Source organism: Lentzea alba, from assembly GCF_047445655.1.
In the GTDB taxonomy this organism is placed as follows: domain Bacteria; phylum Actinomycetota; class Actinomycetes; order Mycobacteriales; family Pseudonocardiaceae; genus Lentzea; species Lentzea alba_A.
This window is the reverse complement of the sequence record NZ_JAJAEG010000011.1, coordinates 80,702-96,629: the sequence shown is the minus strand read 5'-3', so window position 1 is coordinate 96,629 and position 15,928 is coordinate 80,702. Positions and strand designations below refer to the sequence as shown.

Below are 15,928 nucleotides of genomic sequence, written 5' to 3'. Positions count from 1 at the left end.
CAATGTTCAACCTGCAGCGTGGCAGGCATGAGCGAACAACTGGAGCTGGTCGTCATCGTCGCGAGCGTGCGGGAGCCGCGGATCGGGCCGGTCGTCGCGGACTGGGTGGTGGCGCAGAGGCCCGGTGGGGTTCGGACGCGCGTGATCGACCTCGCTGAGATCGCGCTGCCGCCGGACGCGGAGCTGAGGCCCGGCGGCAGTGCGCGGACAGAGGTGTCTGACGTGCTCGCTGCGGCGGACGGGTTTGTGATCGTGACGCCCGAGTACAACCACGGCGTGCCTGCGAGCCTCAAGCGCTTTCTGGACTGGCACTACACCGAGTGGATGTTCAAGCCCGCGACCGTCGTTCCCTACGGCGTGCGCGGTGGTCTGCTGGCAGGGGAACACCTCCGCCCGGTTCTCGCCGAACTGTCGATGGTGACCACGCGACGCATGGTCGCGCTCAGCGCGCCCTGGGCGTACCTGGCCGAGGGGCGTTACGTGCCGCAGAACGGAGAGGACGCCGCTCTCCGCGAGGCGTTGCGTGAGCTGACGTGGTGGGCGCGAGCGCTGAAGCACGCACGCCACCGTCAACCCTTCGCGCTGGTCGACTGGGTGGGCGCACAGCGGGCGGACACCGATCCGGAGGCGCTCGCCGATCTGGTTGGCCACGCGTCGGTCGTCGGGCTGGGCACCGGGACGCGCAGTGGGCGCGAGACCTTCGCGATCGTGGAGCGGACGACGCAAGCCCTTGTCGAGCGCGGGTTCCGGGTTGTCGCGGTGCTCGACAACCAGAAGGTCGGCGAGTTGTACGACCGGTTCGTGCGCGGTGAGGACGTCGACATCGACGGTGCTCTTCGGCAGGCGTGGGGGCCGTGGCGGACCGAGGAAATGCGCAAAGCCCTCGAAAGGCTGCGGCTCCGCAACGCCGAACACCCCGAAGATGCCGTGCGTGTGGTCGGTGTGGGCGGCTCAAGCGTGCTCCCCACCGACTACGAACGCGTCGCGGCCATGGTCGAGGAGGCCGCCCCCGCCGAGGCGGCGAAGATCCGCGTGCTGTTCGACGTCATCCGCACCGCGCACGACAGCGGTGAGCACGTGCAGCGTGCGAAGGGCACTCACCCCGGCACGCCGTTCGTGGAGCTGGCTCGCGAGGCGCGGGCGATCGCCGGGCAGGCAGGCATCGCGCACGAGCTCCTCGACGCGATCGTCGACCACCACGCCAACGCGATCGGCGTGGGCTACGACGCCGATCGCGAGGAGCGCAGGGCTGCCGAACGCGTGCTGGCGCTGCGCCCCGCACGGGTCGTGCTGTGGGAGGGCAGTGCGCACGTCGCGCGGGACGCCATGATGGGCGAACACCTGCGGGCAGAGTTGGGCGAGGCGTACGCGGCGGTGCACGTGACGTTCGGCTACGGCCAGGCCGCGGGTGTCGACGTCCCACCGCCTGCGCCCGGCTCCCTTGAGGACGTCCTGCTCGCGGCGGGTGGGGAACGAACCGTGGCGCTGAGCAACGGCGCACCGGCAGCTCTCGACGCACCGTGGCGGACCCGGTTGATCTCCGGCGTCTACGACCCGGCCCGCGACGGCGAGCACTACCACGAGGTGCGTTCGCTGCGCGGCGCTTACGACGCCGTGGTCTTCGTCCCGGAGATCACCTCGACCACGATGGTGTCGTAGCTCAGCGGTTCGTCGAGTACGAGTGCGCGCCCGTGCCCGCGAGCTTGCCGCCGTCGACGATCAGGTACTCGTCGCGGATCGGCGTGCCACCGAAGAACGACTCCAGGATCTCCCGCGTGCCGGCCGCGTACCGGGCCTGCGCGGACAGCGAGCTGCCGGAGATGTGCGGCGTCATGCCCTGGTTGGGCATGGTGCGCCACGGGTGGTCCGCGGGCGCGGGCTGCGGGAACCACACGTCACCCGCATACCCCGCGAGCTGGCCGCTCTCCAGGGCGCGGACCACGGCGTCGCGGTCCGCGATGCGGGCACGGGCGGTGTTGATCAGGTAGGCGCCGCGCTTCATCGTGGCGATCAGCTCGTCGTTGAACAGCCCCTCGGTCTCGGGGTGCAGCGGCGCGTTGATCGTCACGACGTCGCAGTGCGGCACCATGTCCGCCGCGGTCTCGTGGAACGTCAGGTTCAGCTCGCGCTCCACCTCCGCGGGCAGGCGGTGGCGGTCGGTGTAGTGCAGGCGCATGTCGAACGGCGCGAGCCTGCGCAGCACTGCCAGGCCGATGCGGCCGGCCGCGACTGTGCCGACGTGCATGCCCTCGACGTCGTAGGAGCGGGCCACGGCGTCGGCGATGTTCCAGCCGCCGTCGAGCACGATCTGGTGCGAGGGAACGAAGTTGCGGACCAGGTTCAGGATCGACATCACCACGTGCTCGGCGACGCTGATGCTGTTGCAGTACGTCACTTCCGCGACCGTCACGCCGTGTTCGATGGCCGCGTCCAGGTCGACGTGGTCCGAACCGATGCCCGCGGTCAGCGCGAGCTTCAACCGGGGAGCGCGGGCGAAGCGTTCGGCGGTGAGGTAGGCGGGCCAGAACGGTTGTGAGATGACGACATCCGCGTCGGCCAGGTGGCGGTCGAACTCGGAGTCGTCGCTGTCCTTGTCCGACGTGACGACGAGCGTGTGGCCCTGGCTCTCCAGGTACTGGCGCAGGCCCAGCTCACCGGACACGCTGCCGAGCAGGTGGCCCGGCGTGAAGTCGATCGCGGACGGGGTGGGCAGCGTCTGGCCGCCCGGATAGCCGTCGAGGTGCGGCAGATCGTTGCGGGCGTACGTCGTGGGGTAGCCGTTGACCGGGTCGTCGTAGAGGACGCACAGGACCTTCGCCATTGCAGGTCTCCCCTTGTCGGAAGTCGTTGTGCCGTCGACCTTCCTCCGGGGATCACCGCGGTGTCCAAGCGAACGTTCCTATCGCTTGACAGCGGGCGGCTATCAAGCCGGATAGGTGTGCGTTTCGGTCGCCTTCACCGCCGCCCACACCGTGTCGCCCGGTCGCAGCCGCAGGTCCGCGAGCGTCGCGGTGGTGATGTCCGCCAGCACGGGTGGCGAACCGTTCAGCCGTACGCGGGTGGTGTGTGCGTGCTGCTCGATGGCCTCCACCGTGACCTGCCAGGTGTTGCGCGGACTGCCCTCCGGCTTCCGCAGGTGCAGACTCACCGCGCTGGGAGGGAAAGCGACGTGCACAGAACCGGAAACAGGCTCGGCGACGGTGATCGTGCCACCTTCGTTGAGGTCCACTGTGGACCCGTGTGCCGTGCCGCGGTAGAGGTTCAAGCCGACGAGGTTCGCCACGTAGTCGGTGCGCGGCTGACGGGCGACCTCGGACGGTGAGCCCTGCTGCACCGCGCGGCCGTTCTCCAGGATCACGAGGCGGTCGGCGAGCACCATGGCGTCCAACGGGTCGTGCGTGACCAGCAACGTGTGCCCGTCGAACTCGGCGAGATGCCTGCCCAGTTCGGAACGGACCTGCAGCCGCGTGCTGGCGTCGAGCGCGGCCAGTGGTTCGTCGAGCAGCAGGAGGCTCGGCCCGGTGGCCAGCGCGCGAGCGAGCGCGACCCGTTGTGCCTGGCCACCCGACAACGCGCGGGGCTTGCGCTGGGCGTACTCCCCCAGCCCGACCCGTTCCAGCCAGCTCTCGGCCTGTGCCCGAGCCTCTGCCCGCCGAGTGCCGCGTGCACGCAGCCCGAACGCGACGTTCTCCAGTGCGGTCATGTGCGCGAACAGCAGGTAGTCCTGGAACACCACGCCGATCGGGCGTTGTTCCGCGTGCACGAAGGCATCCGCGCTGTCCCAAGTGGACTCACCGAGGGCGATGCCGCCCGAGGTGAGCGGCGACAGCCCTGCCAGCGCGCGCAACGCCGTGGACTTGCCCGCGCCGTTGGGCCCGAGCAGCGCGACCACCTCACCGGGCGCGATGGTGAGGTCGAGTTCGAGGTCGAAGTTCCCGCGCGTGACGCGCAGTTCCGCGTTCAGGGTCATGTCGGCCCGCTGATCCACCGGTCACGCAGACCGGCCAGCACCCCGACGGACACCAGTAGCAGCACGATGCTCAGCACGATCGCCGCGTCCGGATCCGTTTCCAGGGCAAGATAAACAGCGAGCGGCATCGTCGTGGTCTCGCCGGGGAAGTTGCCCGCGAACGTGATCGTCGCCCCGAACTCGCCGAGCGCCCGAGCCCAGCACAGCACGCCGCCCGCCACTACGCCGGGAAGCACGGACGGCAACGTCACGCGGCGAAACGTCAGCCACCGCGACGCGCCAAGGGTGGCGGCGGCCTCTTCGAACCGCGGATCGGCCGCTCGCAGCGCGCCCTCCACCGAGATCACGAGGAACGGCATCGCCACGAACGCTTCCGCCACAACGACTCCGGCCGTGGTGAACGGCAGTGAGATCCCGAACCACGCGTCGAGGTGCTGCCCGACCAGCCCCCTGCGGCCGAGCACCAGCAGCAACGCGACACCGCCGACCACCGGTGGCAGCACCAAAGGCACCGTGACGAGTGCGCGGAGAAAGCCGCGTCCCGGCAGACCGGAGCGTGCGAGCAGCCACGCCAGCGGAATGCCGAAGATCAGGCACAGCACCGTGGCCAGCGAGGCGCAGATCAACGACAGCTTCAAAGCCTCGCCCACCTCGGCGCTGAAGAGCTGCCCGGACAGGCTGCCCCACGGTGCCTTGATCAGCAGCCCGGCCAGCGGCACCAGCAGGAACGCCAGGCCGATGAAGGCGGGAAGGGCGAGCACGACCGGAAGCCGTCCGCGCCCTCGATGACGTGTCATGGGCTGACGAACCCGGCCTGGCTGAGCACCGCACGACCCTTGTCGGACAGCACGTAGGCGATGAACGCCTTGGCAGCGGCCGCGTTCGGGGCCTTGGCGACCGGCGCGATCGGGTAGTCGTTGACTGCCTGGTCGGCCTCGGCGAAGTCGATGCCCTCGACCTCGTCGCCGGCGGCCTTCACGTCCGTCTTGTAGACCAGCGCGCCGTCGACCTCACCGAGCGAGACCTTCGTCAGCACGGCCTTGACGTCCTGCTCCAGCGTGTCCGGCGCGGGCTTCACCTTGGCCACCTCGAAGACCTTCTTCGCCGCCGCACCACAGGGCACCTGCTCGGCGCAGAGAGCGATCTTCTTGTCCGCCTGCGCGAAGTCGGGCAGCCCGGAGATCTTGCCGGGGTTGCCCTTCGGCACCGCGATCGCGAGCTTGTTCTTCACGAACGTCGTCGGCGCGTCCGTGATCGCCTTGGTGTCGGTGACCTGCTTCATGTTCGACGGCGCGGCGGAGGCGAACACGTCCGCGGGAGCGCCCTGGTTGAGCTGCTGGGCGAGCGCGGAACTGCCCGCGAAGTTGAACTTCACCTCGGTGCCGGGGTTCGCGGCCTCGAAGTCCTCGCCGAGCTGGGTGAACGTCTCGGTGAGCGACGCCGCGGCGAACACCGTGATGTCGCCGGCGATCTCGGGAGTGTCCGAAGCAGACGTCGAGGCCTGCTGGCCGGAACCGCAGCCCACGAGCGCCAACGCGACCGCGGCGGCGACGACGGTTCTGGACATGAGCTCAGACCTCCGCAAATTCGGCACGAAAGACATAGTAAGTTCCGCTTTTGCGGTTGCAAGCCTGGGCAGTGTTTGCGGATCGAATCGTGATCCGACCCGTCCGCATCGTTCACCGACGTTGACTGATCGACCGGCTCGCGACACCCGGACGTCAGGCCTTGACCTGCACCTGGGCCACATCGGCCGCAACCCGTACCCGCACGCCGCGGAGAACGACGTCATCGTGCGGGTGTGCGCGGCCGGCTTCACCCCCGGCGAACTGGACTGGCCGGGAACCTGGACGGACCGGGCCGGCCGCGACCGGGCCGGCCGCGACCGGACTCCCAGCGTGCCCGGTCACGAGCTGTCGGGCGTCGTGGCAGAGCTCGGCTACGGCACCACCGGGCTCACCGTCGGGCAGCGGGTGTTCGGGCTCGCCGACTGGACCCGCGACGGTTCGCTCGCCGAGTTCACCGCCGTCGAGGCCCGCAACCTCGCGCCCCTCCCGGCAGATATCGATCACGCCGTCGGCGCCGCCCTGCCGATCTCCGGTCTGACCGCGTGGCAGGCGCTCTTCGACCACACTCAGCTCAGGTCCGGGCAGACCGTCCTGATCCACGGCGCGGCGGGCGGGGTGGGATCGATCGCGGTGCAGCTCGCACGCAGGGCTGGAGCGAGGGTCATCGGCACGGGCCGCGCGTCGCCACCGCCGTACAACGAACACCTGGTGCGGGACTGCGGTTTCATGAACCTCGGGCCGACGCTGTTCCTCGTGGTGGCCGCGATCAGGCCGACACCGGTGCTCGTCCGGCTGAGCAGCGCCGCGGTGTTCCTGTTCGGCCTGCCGCACATGATCTTCCACGCCTTCCACCTGGACCACCTGAGTCCCGCGGCGGCAACAACACAGACCATCACCACTGTGGTGCTGACCGTGCTGCTGCCCGCCGCGGTGTTCCTGATGGCAGGTCACACAGACTTGCGGGCCCGCAACACGTAGCCGTCCAACGCGAGCGGGCGGACGGTCTCCAGCACGAAGCCCGCATCGGCCAGCAGAGCGCGGTAGTGGGACTCGGTGCGTTCGCGACCGCCCACGTTGCACAGCATGTGGATGTCCCACGGCACGGAGAGGGACGGTGCGTCGGTCTCCGGGAGCAGCCGCTCGATGATCAGGAGCTCGGCGTGCGGCGGCATTCCGAGCGCACAGGTGGTGAGGATCGTGCGGCACATCGCGTCGTCCCAGTCGTGCAGCACGCGGGAGAGCAGGTAGACGTCGCCGCCACGGGGAACGTCGACCGTGAAGTCGCCCGGAATCAACAGGCACCGGGTCGCGTGGTCGGCGAGCTTCTCCTCGGCGACGGCGATGGCTTCCGGGCGGTCCATCAGAACGCCGCTCAACGACGGGTTCGCGGCCAGGACGCGCGACAGCAGTTCGCCGTTGCCACCGGCGACGTCGACGACCAGACGGGCCTCCGCGAAGTCCACGGTCCTGACCAGCTCGGCGAACATGGCGTTGCTCGCGGCCATCGAGCGGTGGAACAACGAAGCCAGCGCGGGATCTTCAGCGAAATAAGGGAAGTGGTGGGCGCCGAAGACCTTCGCGAACGACTCCTCGCCCGTGCGCACGGCCTCGGTGAGGGCGCCGAACGAGCGGTAGAAGGGACCGCCGTACATGAGGGCGAGCGCACTCATGGAACCCTCGATGCCGGTGCGCAGCAACGTGCCCAGCTCCGTGAGCACGAAGCCGTCCGCACAACGCACCACACCCAAAGTCCCCAGGTAGCGCAACAACCTGCCCAGGCTCTCCTCGTCGGCACCGGTGGCCAGCGCCAGCTCCCCCAGGTCGGACGTCGCAGCGAGGTGGTCGGGCAGCCGCAGTTCGACCGCCGCCGCGATGGCCTGGGTCGCCCACGCGCCGGTCAGCAGGCCCAGCAGCTCGGTGCCGGGTTCGGACTGGCGTTCGTGGGCGGCGAGCACGTCCGAGAACTCGCCCGTGCACAGCAGTTCCAGCCGGCGGTAGGCCGCGCACGACTGGTGGACGTCGCGGAAGTAGAGAACGGTCGAGCCCTCGTGGCCGTTGTAGCCGCCGCCGTCCGGGCGCATGCGGGCGGTGATGGCCGCACGCAGTCCGTTGAGGACGATCGGGTCGGCGTTCGGCACGGCCAGCGCGAAGTGGTTCTCGCGGCCGTGGAGGCGTTCGTCGGCGGCGATGTGCTCCAGCTCCGGCGGCGTGGCCATGGCGAAGATCTCCAGCACGCACTCGCGGCCGGCGCCGTCGGTCACCGGAGTGCGCAGGATGCCGACCTCGAGCTCGTCGAGCGGCACGCCGTAGCGGCGGCTCAACCTCGAACGCACGACAACGCTGGGCACCATCGGGCCGGTCTCGATGCCGTGCCACGACAGTTCGTCGCGCAGGCCGTCCAGGGTGCGGGGGAAGATCAGCAGGGCGGTGTGGGAGAACGGGGCGTGCCAGGCCAGCGCGGCACGTTCGGCGGCGGTGAGCGTGGGCATGGCGGCCGCGAGAACCGACTCGGTGTCGTTGGTGCAGATGAGATCCCTCGCCACGCCAAGGCGGTCGAGGTCCTCCACGGCGAGGGTGATCGTCGTGGTCACGGGTGGCTCCAGAGGTCAGATGCCGACGTAGTGCTCGGCGAAGAAGTCTTGGTGGGCGCGTGACTCGCGCAGGTCGTCGAGCCGGGCGCGGCGCAGGGCGGCCCGGAACGGTGCGTCCGGCCCGGCGTCGACCGGGTCGTGCAGCAGGTTGATCATCCAGTGGGAGAACTCCTGCGCGCGCCAGATGCGCGGCAGGCAGGTGCTGGAGTAGCGGGCGAGGGCTCGCTCGTCATCGCGCTTCAACGCGTCGATGAGCCCGCGCGCGAGGATCTCGGCCTCCATGATCGCCAGGTTGGCGCCCTTCGCGGCCGACGGGCTGATCAGGCTGGCGGCGTCGCCCGCGAGGAACAACCGGCCGTGCTGGATCAGGTCCACGACGTCCGACCGCAGCCGCACGATCCGGCGTTCGGTGATCGGGCCCTGCCGCAGCGGGCCGAACTCCTCGACCCGCATCCGCACGGCCAGCTCGGCCCAGATCCGGTCCTCGGTCCACGACTCGGCGTCGTCACCGGGCGGCACCTGCAGGTAGTAGCGGGTGACCTGCGGACTGCGGGCCATGTGCCCGGCGAACCCGTTGGGGTGCAAGGCATACGTGACTGCGGCCATGCTCTGGGGCGCCTCCGCGAGCACCGCCAGCCACGACACGCCGTGGTCGCGGACGTACCGGCTCTGCGCCGAGAACGCTTGCCGCGCAACGCCGTTGCTGCCGTCGCAGCCCGCCACGAACCGCGCGCTCACCTCGGAGTCCTGAAAACGAACCGTCGCGGTCTCGGTGTCGATGCCGGTGACCGTTGCCCCGAACCGGATCTCCCCGCCACGGGCGACGTACTCGGCGACAAGGTCGGTGACCAGGTGGTGCTGCGGGTACACGGTGTGCGTCTCGCCGCGCCCGAGCTTGGCGTAGTTCAGCTCGAACTCGCCGTCCTCATTGCGAAACGCGCACGTTCCGTGTGAGCTTCCGCGCCGCAGCATCCCGTCACCGAGACCGTGCTCGACCAGCACACGAGCACTGTTCGCACCGAGGAAGCCCGCCCTCGCCCTGGCCTGCACGTGCTCACGACTGCCACGTTCCAGCACGAGGGTGTCGATCCCCTCGGCTCGTAACAGGTTGCCCAGCACGAGGCCCGCCGGACCCGCGCCGATGATGACTACCGACTTCTGCTCGGCCAACACTTCTCAGGCCCATTCCCTCACGCACGATGAACCGGCCAGGTGGCCGCAGCGCGAGAGCTAACCAGCCGCATCAGGCCAGAACCGCTTGCGGCGCGGTGAATTCACCCGTAAGTGATCATGAAACAGGTCGCTCGACTGACCACTGTGGACAATGTTGTTGCATTCGCAAGCAATCCGTCGGCCACATGAGACGCAACACGTTGATCCCCGGCACTTCATCACGATTTGATGCGCTGGACGCCGCGACCGGGCATTCTTCGCGAATGGCACTCCGGCAGGCGAGCGATTTCGCCCAGTTGGCCGCCCAGATCAAGCAGGCCGGCCTGCTTGCCCGGCGGCGCGGTTACTACTCCGCACGAATCAGCGTGAACCTGGCGCTCTTCGCGGGAGCCTGGGTCGCGTTCGCGCTGCTCGGCGACTCGTGGTGGCAGCTGGCCGTGGCCGCGGTGCTGGCGGTGATGACCACCCAGCTGGCCTTCATCGGCCACGACGCGGGCCACAAGCAGATCTTCGCCTCCAGGAAGTGGAACGAGATCGCCGGTTACGTCCACAGTGGACTGACCGGCGTCAGCTACGACTGGTGGGTCGGCAAGCACAACCGGCACCACGCCAACCCGAACCACGAGGACGAGGACCCGGACGTCGACATCTCGGTGCTCGCGTTCACCCAGCGGCAGGGCGCGGCCAAGCGCGGCCCGCTGCGGTGGATCGCGTCGCACCAGGCCCTGTTGTTCTTCCCGTTGCTGCTGCTCGAAGGCTATGCGCTGCACTGGCACTCGATCCGGCACTCCGGCCGCGAGCGGTACCTGATGATCGCGAACGTCGTGGTGTACCTCGGCGTCGTGTTCTGGGTGCTCTCCCCCGTCTACGCCGTGGCCTTCATCCTTGTGCACCAAGGGTTGTGGGGCTTCTACATGGGGTGCTCGTTCGCCCCCAACCACAAGGGCATGCCGGTGCTGTCGGCGGGGCACTCACTGGACTTCCTCCGCAAGCAGGTCCTGACCTCGCGCAACATCCGCGGCGGCTGGTTCGTCGACATCCTGCTGGGCGGGTTGAACTACCAGATCGAGCACCACCTGTTCCCGAGCATGCCGCGGCCGCACCTGCGGCACGCGCAGGTGATCGTGAGCGAGTTCTGCCGGCAGCACGGGATCTCTTACGCGCAGTGCGGGTTGTTCCGGTCGTACGGGTACGTGCTGAAGTACCTGCACGAGGTCGCACCACCGCTGCGCAACAAAGCCGCCGTCTGATTCCCGCCAGACTTCCCGCACCGGGTCGGCCAGGCTGGTCGGTATGGGAACACTGGAAGGAAAGGCAGCTCTCGTCACGGGCGGCAGCCGCGGGATCGGGGCTGCGGTCGCCGAGAAGCTCGCGGCACTGGGCATGCGGGTCGCGGTGACGTACGTCAACACCAAGCCGGAGGGCGTGAAGGCGATCCGGGCGGACAGCGCCGACCCGGACGCCGTGGTGGCGGCGGTGGACGAGGCGGCGGCGGAGTTCGGCCGGCTCGACGTGCTCGTGAACAACGCTGCGGTGTTCCAGGTCGGGCCGTTGGAAGAGCTCGGCCAGGAGGAGTTCGACCACACCATGGCGGTGAACGTCCGGGCGCCGTTCCTCGCGGCACGGGCGGCGGTCCGGCACATGCACGACGGCGGCCGGATCATCAGCATCGGCAGCAACGTGGCCGTTTACGCGCCGTTTCCCGGGTTCGCGCTGTACTCGGCGAGCAAGACGGCGTTGATCGGCATGACGAAGGGCCTGGCGCGTGAGCTGGGGCCGCGCGGCATCACGGCGAACGTCGTCAACCCCGGCCCGACCGACACCGACATGAACCCGGCCGACGGGCCGATGGCGGAGACGATCACGAACCTCACCGCGCTCGGCCGTTACGGGCAGCCTGCGGAGATCGCCGAGGTGGTGGCGGCGCTGGCGGGCGACGCGGGTGCGTACGTCACGGGCGCGAGCATCAACGTCGACGGCGGGTTCACCGTGTGACGAAGAAAAGCGATGACCGGCGCGGGTGGCCAGCACGCTCAACCCCCAGGTGAGCGCGATGGCACGACCGCGCCGGTCATCGCCAGAGATCCAGGTGCTGCTCAGGTCGTGCGCCAGGTGACCGGCAAGGCGTGCACGCCGTAGATGTTCATGTCGGTCCTGAGCTTCACCTCACCCGCGGGAACAGCGAGTTCCAGCGTCGTGAACCGGCGCAGCAGCCCCTCGAACCCGGCGCGCATCTCGATGCGGGCCAGCTGCTGACCGAGGCACTGGTGGATCCCGTGCCCGAACGAGAGATGACCGCGAGCGTTGCGGTGCACGTCCAACGTGTCCGCGTCCTCGAACTTCGCACCGTCGTGGTTGCCGGCCAGCAACGACAGGATCACCGTCGAGCCCTCGCGGATCGTCTCCCCGAAGAACTCGATGTCCTCGGCGGCGTAACGGAAGAAGATGTCGCCCACCGCCAGGTACCGCAGCAGTTCCTCCACGGCGTCGGGGATCAGCTCGGGGTTCGCCCGCAGCTCGGCCAGCTGGTCCGGGTGCTCGAGCAGTGCGAAAGTGCCCAGCGCCAACATGTTCGCGGTGGTCTCGTGACCGGCGAGCAGCAGCAGGAACGCCATGCCGGTCAGTTCCTCGAGACTGAGGTCCTCGTCCTGGGCCAGATCGGACAGCAGGTCGTCGTCAGGCTTGGCGCGCTTGCTGCTGACCAGTTCGTACAGGAACGTGTGCATCGCCATGTACGCGGCCATCTTGTCTTCGAGGTTCACGTCCCGTTCCATGAACTTGGTGGAGTTCGACTGGAACGTGTCGCGGTCCGCGTACGGCACCCCGAGCATCTCGCAGATCACCAGCGACGGCACCGGAAGCGCGAACTCCTGCACCAGGTCGACCGGCGGGGTGAGCTTCGCCAGCTCGTCCAGCTGCCGTTCGGTGATCTCGATGATGCCCTCTTCGAGAGCCTTCATCCGCTTCACCGTGAACGCGCCGGTGAGCTTGCGCCGCAACCGGGTGTGATCCGGCGGGTCCATGCTGATGAACAGTCCGGGCGTCTGCGGCGACGGTTCGGTCTGCTCGGGCATGCCGGGCGTCGGGAACGGGACGTGGAGGATGCCGAGGTCCTGCCGTGAGCTGAACCTCGTGTCGGCTAAAGCGGCCCGTACGGCTTCGTAGCTGGTGATCAGCCACCCCTCGTGGCCGTCGGGGAAGAGCATCGGGCTGATCGGGCGGGTCGAGCGCAGCGACGTGATCGCGCTGGGCGGGTCGAACGGGTTCACGTCGCGGTCCATGGGAAGGCCGTGCAGCATGTCAGGGTCTCCTTCAGCGGGTGGATTCGCGGTTGAAGAGCTTCTTGGACCAGAGGTAGCCGCCGAACCCGATGACGGCGCACCAGCCCAGCGCGATGTAGCCGCTGTTGCCGATCGGCGTGCCCATCAGCAGGCCGCGCAGTGCGTCGATGAACGGGGTGAACGGCTGGTACTCGGCGAACCAGCGCAGCACGGTCGGCATCGAGTCGGTGGGCACGAAACCGTTGCCGAAGAAGGGAAGCAGGATCAGCGGGAGGCCGACGTTGCTCGATCCCTCGACGGTCTTGCTCGCCAGTCCGAGCGCAGCGGACAACCAGATGAGCGCGAACGCCATCGCGATCAGGAGACCCGCCATCGCGAGCCAGTCGAGCGCACTCGCCTGCGGCCGGAAGCCGATCGCCAGCGCGACACCGAAGACGAACGTCATGGCCAGGACCGTCTGGACCATGCTGCCGACCACGTGTCCCGTTAGGACGGAAACACGGGCGATCGCCATGGTGCGGAAGCGGTCCACGATGCCCTCGGTCATGTCCAGGGCGATCGAGATGGTCGTGCCCTGCACCGCCGCGGTGATGGCCATCAGGATGATCGTCGGCGTGACGTAGTTCAGGTACTCGGCGCGACCGCCGGACGGTCCGCCCAGGCCGGCGCCCAGCGTGCCGCCGAAGACGTAGACGAACAGCAGCAGGAAGACAACCGGCATCAACAGGAGCTGGAACGTCATCGACGGGTAGCGGATCATGCGCTTGAGGTTGCGACGCACCATCGTCGCCGAGTCGGTCAGTGCGTAACTCATGAGTGGGCCACCGTTTCGGGCTTGCCGGTGAGGGCGAGGAAGACGTCGTCGAGGTCAGGGGTGTGCGTGCTGAGCGAGTCGACCAGGACCTCGTGCTCGTCGAGCCGGTCGAGCAGGGCCTTGAGCGAACCGACGCTGCCGTCGTTCGGCACGCGCAACGCGAGCGCTTCACCGTCGCGGGAAGCGTTGCGCACCACGCGGATGGCGGCTTCGAGGTGCCGCGGGTCGTTGAACTGCAACAGGACGTGCCCACCGGGGATGCGGCGCTTGAGCTCGTCCGCGGTGCCCTCGGCGACGATCAGTCCGTGGTCCAGCACCGCGATCCGATCGGCGAGCTCGTCGGCCTCCTCCAGGTACTGGGTGGTCAGGAAGATCGTGACGCCACTGGCCACCAGCTGCCGCACGATCTGCCACATCGCGCGGCGGCTGCGCGGGTCGAGGCCGGTGGTCGGCTCGTCCAGGAAGATCACCTGCGGCGACCCGACCAGCGTCATCGCGAGGTCGAGCCGGCGCCGCATGCCGCCGGAGTAGGTGGCCGCCGCCTTGTCGGCCGCGTCCGCGATGTCGAACTGCTCCAGCAACTGCTCGACCTTGCGCTTGCCGTCAGCGCGGCCGAGGTGGTTCAGGTCGGCCATCAGCTTCAGGTTCTCCCGGCCGGTCAACAGGTTGTCGACCGCGGAGAACTGGCCGGTGACGCCGATCGCCTTGCGGACCGCGTTGGGATCTCGCGCGACGTCGTGGCCCGCGACCGACGCGGTGCCGCCGTCCGCGCGGATCAGCGTGGAGAGGATCTTGACCGTGGTGGTCTTGCCGGCACCGTTCGCGCCGAGCAACGAGAAGACGGTGCCGCGCTGGACGTTCAGGTCGACGCCCTTGAGGACGACGTGGTCGCCGTACGAGCGGCGCAGGCCGGTGGCCTTGATGGCGTTCATGGAGTTCCCCTCAGGCACGGCGGACGGAGATGTCGCCGAAGGACGTGTGGGCGGTGACCTTGACGGTCTCGGCGGAGCCGCCGGGGCCGTCACTGCCCTCGAGCGTGTTGGAGACACGGCCGAAGCTGGTCTTGGCGTCGATCCAGGCGGCGGTGCCCTGGGCGATCCCGACCTCGATGCCGCCCATCGCCGTGTTCAGCGTGACGGTGTCGCGGACGACCTCGCCGACCTCGATGGCTCCCATCGCGGTCCGGGCCTCCACCAGTGCGCCGGCTCGTTCGACGCGGATGTCGCCGTTGGCCGAACGGGCCCTCAGCGCGCCGTCGACCGTGCCGACCTCGATGTGGCCGTTGGAGTTCTTGATGACCAGCGTTCCGTCGACCCTGCCGACGCGGAGGTGGCCGCTGCCGGTCTTGACCTCGGCGTTGCCGGTGACGGCGCCGACCTTGACGGCCCCGGCACCGGTGTCGGCCTTCAGCGAGCCGGCGCGGTCGACGTGAATGTTGCCCGCGGACATGTCGACCTCGGTCTCGCCGAGCGCGCCGCTGGTGCGGGTGCTGCCCGCGGTCACGTCCAGGTCCACTTTGGACCCGGTGGGCAGCTCGATCAGGACGTCGACCGACCTGGTCTTCTTGGAGAAGTCGAAGGTCCGCTTCGGCCCGCGCACCATCAGCGTGCCGTCGGCGTAGTCGACGCTGGTCTTCCGCGCCGCCTCGACGTCCGAGGAGTCGGACGAGTCGGAGGGCCGCACGTCGACCGCGGTGGTGGTGCGATCGGTCGCGACGATCTGGACGTGGCCCGCGTAGATGTCGAGCAGTACGGAAATCGGTTCTGGCGTGTCGTAAGAAGGCATGGCTGTCCCCTCAGAAGGTGTCGGTGGAACATCCCCGCAGGTCGGGGCGAAGTGGTGAAGGGCTGGAGCTAGTGCGGTGACCGGCTGCCTTTGCCCCGTATTCGGCGCAGGTTGCCGGTCACGGCACTAACGGACCCAGCCGACGAAACGCGTCGAGCCGGTGATCTCGGACGTGATGGCTTCGGCGATGGTGTCGCGCTTCGGGCTCAGCTGCGCGGTCGCGGCCCGCACGAGCCACGCGTTGACCGAGCGGCCCTCCTTGGCGGCGGCCTCGTCGATCGCCGCCTTGAGCGGTTCGGGCAGGCGGACGTTGATGCGCACGGTGCTGCCGTCGTCGAAGCTGGCGGCGACGTCCTCGGCCGGCGCCGCGGGGGTGGGTTCCGGCGCGACGGCCGGTGCTGCCGGCACCTGGCGCGTCACGACGAACTTCGGGTCACGACCCCGCAGCAGCACCTGCACCGAGTCCGGCGCCAGGTCCGCGGTGATCTCGTCGGCGGCGGCGGACAGCGCTTCGAGCAGTGCCAGCCGGATCGCCGACTCCATCGTCACGGTCAACCGCTCGACCAACGCGCCCGCTTCCTCACCGCCGGTTTCAACGGCGGTCAGCAGCTCGCGACCGAGGGAAGCCACATACGGGGTCAGATCCATGGCATCACTATGGCACACGGTGGCACCACGAGCAAGGATTTCTGGCTCAGTTTGGCACCACCTTGGCTCACCGCAGGTCAGAGGCCTGATCGAGGGGA

15 protein-coding genes are annotated in these 15,928 nt (G+C 68.9%); 4 read left to right on the top strand and 11 right to left on the bottom strand.

Features of this window, described 5'->3' with window-relative positions:
* Positions 1-27: 27 nt before the first annotated feature.
* Positions 28-1,659 carry an NAD(P)H-dependent oxidoreductase gene (locus LFM09_RS19650; RefSeq protein WP_414097941.1) on the top strand — a complete coding sequence of 544 codons (1,632 nt, stop codon included), beginning with the start codon at positions 28-30 and terminating at the stop codon, positions 1,657-1,659.
* A gap of 1 nt (position 1,660) precedes the next feature.
* Here LFM09_RS19650 and LFM09_RS19645 read toward each other — a convergent pair whose 3' ends face one another.
* From LFM09_RS19645 to modA, 4 genes are all read right to left on the bottom strand, one after another.
* Positions 1,661-2,821, bottom strand: coding sequence for an NAD-dependent formate dehydrogenase (locus LFM09_RS19645; RefSeq protein ID WP_414097940.1), 1,161 nt, complete (start codon positions 2,819-2,821; stop codon positions 1,661-1,663).
* A gap of 102 nt (positions 2,822-2,923) precedes the next feature.
* Entirely contained in the window at positions 2,924-3,970 is a 1,047-nt protein-coding gene (locus tag LFM09_RS19640; protein ID WP_414097939.1) for an ABC transporter ATP-binding protein, read from the bottom strand.
* On the bottom strand, positions 3,967-4,767 hold the full coding sequence (gene modB, locus LFM09_RS19635) for a molybdate ABC transporter permease subunit (protein WP_414097938.1): 801 nt from the start codon (positions 4,765-4,767) through the stop codon (positions 3,967-3,969). The genes LFM09_RS19640 and modB overlap by 4 nt, the downstream gene beginning before the upstream one ends.
* Entirely contained in the window at positions 4,764-5,537 is a 774-nt protein-coding gene (modA, locus tag LFM09_RS19630; RefSeq protein ID WP_414097937.1) for a molybdate ABC transporter substrate-binding protein, read from the bottom strand. The genes modB and modA overlap by 4 nt, the downstream gene beginning before the upstream one ends.
* Before the next feature lie 166 nt (positions 5,538-5,703).
* Between modA and LFM09_RS19625 the strand changes: the two genes are divergently transcribed.
* Entirely contained in the window at positions 5,704-6,516 is an 813-nt protein-coding gene (locus LFM09_RS19625) for an NADP-dependent oxidoreductase (RefSeq protein WP_414098128.1), read from the top strand.
* Here the strand turns inward: LFM09_RS19625 and LFM09_RS19620 are convergent.
* Positions 6,486-8,129 (bottom strand): methyltransferase, encoded by a 1,644-nt coding sequence (locus tag LFM09_RS19620; protein WP_414097936.1) that lies wholly within the window; start codon positions 8,127-8,129, stop codon positions 6,486-6,488. The two genes, LFM09_RS19625 and LFM09_RS19620, sit on opposite strands and share 31 nt — an antisense overlap.
* A 15-nt stretch (positions 8,130-8,144) precedes the next feature.
* Positions 8,145-9,299, bottom strand: coding sequence for a 4-hydroxybenzoate 3-monooxygenase (locus LFM09_RS19615; RefSeq protein WP_414097935.1), 1,155 nt, complete (start codon positions 9,297-9,299; stop codon positions 8,145-8,147).
* A 266-nt stretch (positions 9,300-9,565) separates the two neighbouring features.
* On the opposite strand from LFM09_RS19615, the gene LFM09_RS19610 reads away from it, so the two are divergent.
* Together LFM09_RS19610 and LFM09_RS19605 are read left to right on the top strand one after the other, a co-directional pair.
* Entirely contained in the window at positions 9,566-10,552 is a 987-nt protein-coding gene (locus LFM09_RS19610; protein ID WP_414097934.1) for a fatty acid desaturase family protein, read from the top strand.
* 43 nt (positions 10,553-10,595) lie between these two features.
* The gene (locus LFM09_RS19605; protein WP_414097933.1) at positions 10,596-11,297 is read left to right on the top strand and encodes an SDR family oxidoreductase; all 702 of its coding nucleotides are present in this window, start codon (positions 10,596-10,598) and stop codon (positions 11,295-11,297) included.
* Positions 11,298-11,398: 101 nt separating this feature from the next.
* Here the strand turns inward: LFM09_RS19605 and LFM09_RS19600 are convergent, their stop codons facing one another.
* The 5 genes from LFM09_RS19600 to LFM09_RS19580 all read right to left on the bottom strand — a co-directional run bounded on the left by LFM09_RS19600 (position 11,399) and on the right by LFM09_RS19580 (position 15,830).
* Complete coding sequence (locus LFM09_RS19600; RefSeq protein ID WP_414097932.1) at positions 11,399-12,601, bottom strand: cytochrome P450; 1,203 nt, start codon at positions 12,599-12,601, stop codon at positions 11,399-11,401.
* A 13-nt stretch (positions 12,602-12,614) separates the two neighbouring features.
* Entirely contained in the window at positions 12,615-13,397 is a 783-nt protein-coding gene (locus LFM09_RS19595) for an ABC transporter permease (protein WP_414097931.1), read from the bottom strand.
* Positions 13,394-14,329, bottom strand: coding sequence for an ATP-binding cassette domain-containing protein (locus tag LFM09_RS19590; protein WP_414097930.1), 936 nt, complete (start codon positions 14,327-14,329; stop codon positions 13,394-13,396). The genes LFM09_RS19595 and LFM09_RS19590 overlap by 4 nt, the downstream gene beginning before the upstream one ends.
* Before the next feature lie 10 nt (positions 14,330-14,339).
* A complete protein-coding gene (locus LFM09_RS19585) occupies positions 14,340-15,182 on the bottom strand; it encodes a DUF4097 family beta strand repeat-containing protein (RefSeq protein WP_414097929.1) in 843 nt (280 codons plus the stop codon).
* Between the two features lie 126 nt (positions 15,183-15,308).
* Complete coding sequence (locus LFM09_RS19580) at positions 15,309-15,830, bottom strand: ribbon-helix-helix protein, CopG family (RefSeq protein ID WP_414097928.1); 522 nt, start codon at positions 15,828-15,830, stop codon at positions 15,309-15,311.
* Between the last annotated feature and the right edge of the window lie 98 nt (positions 15,831-15,928).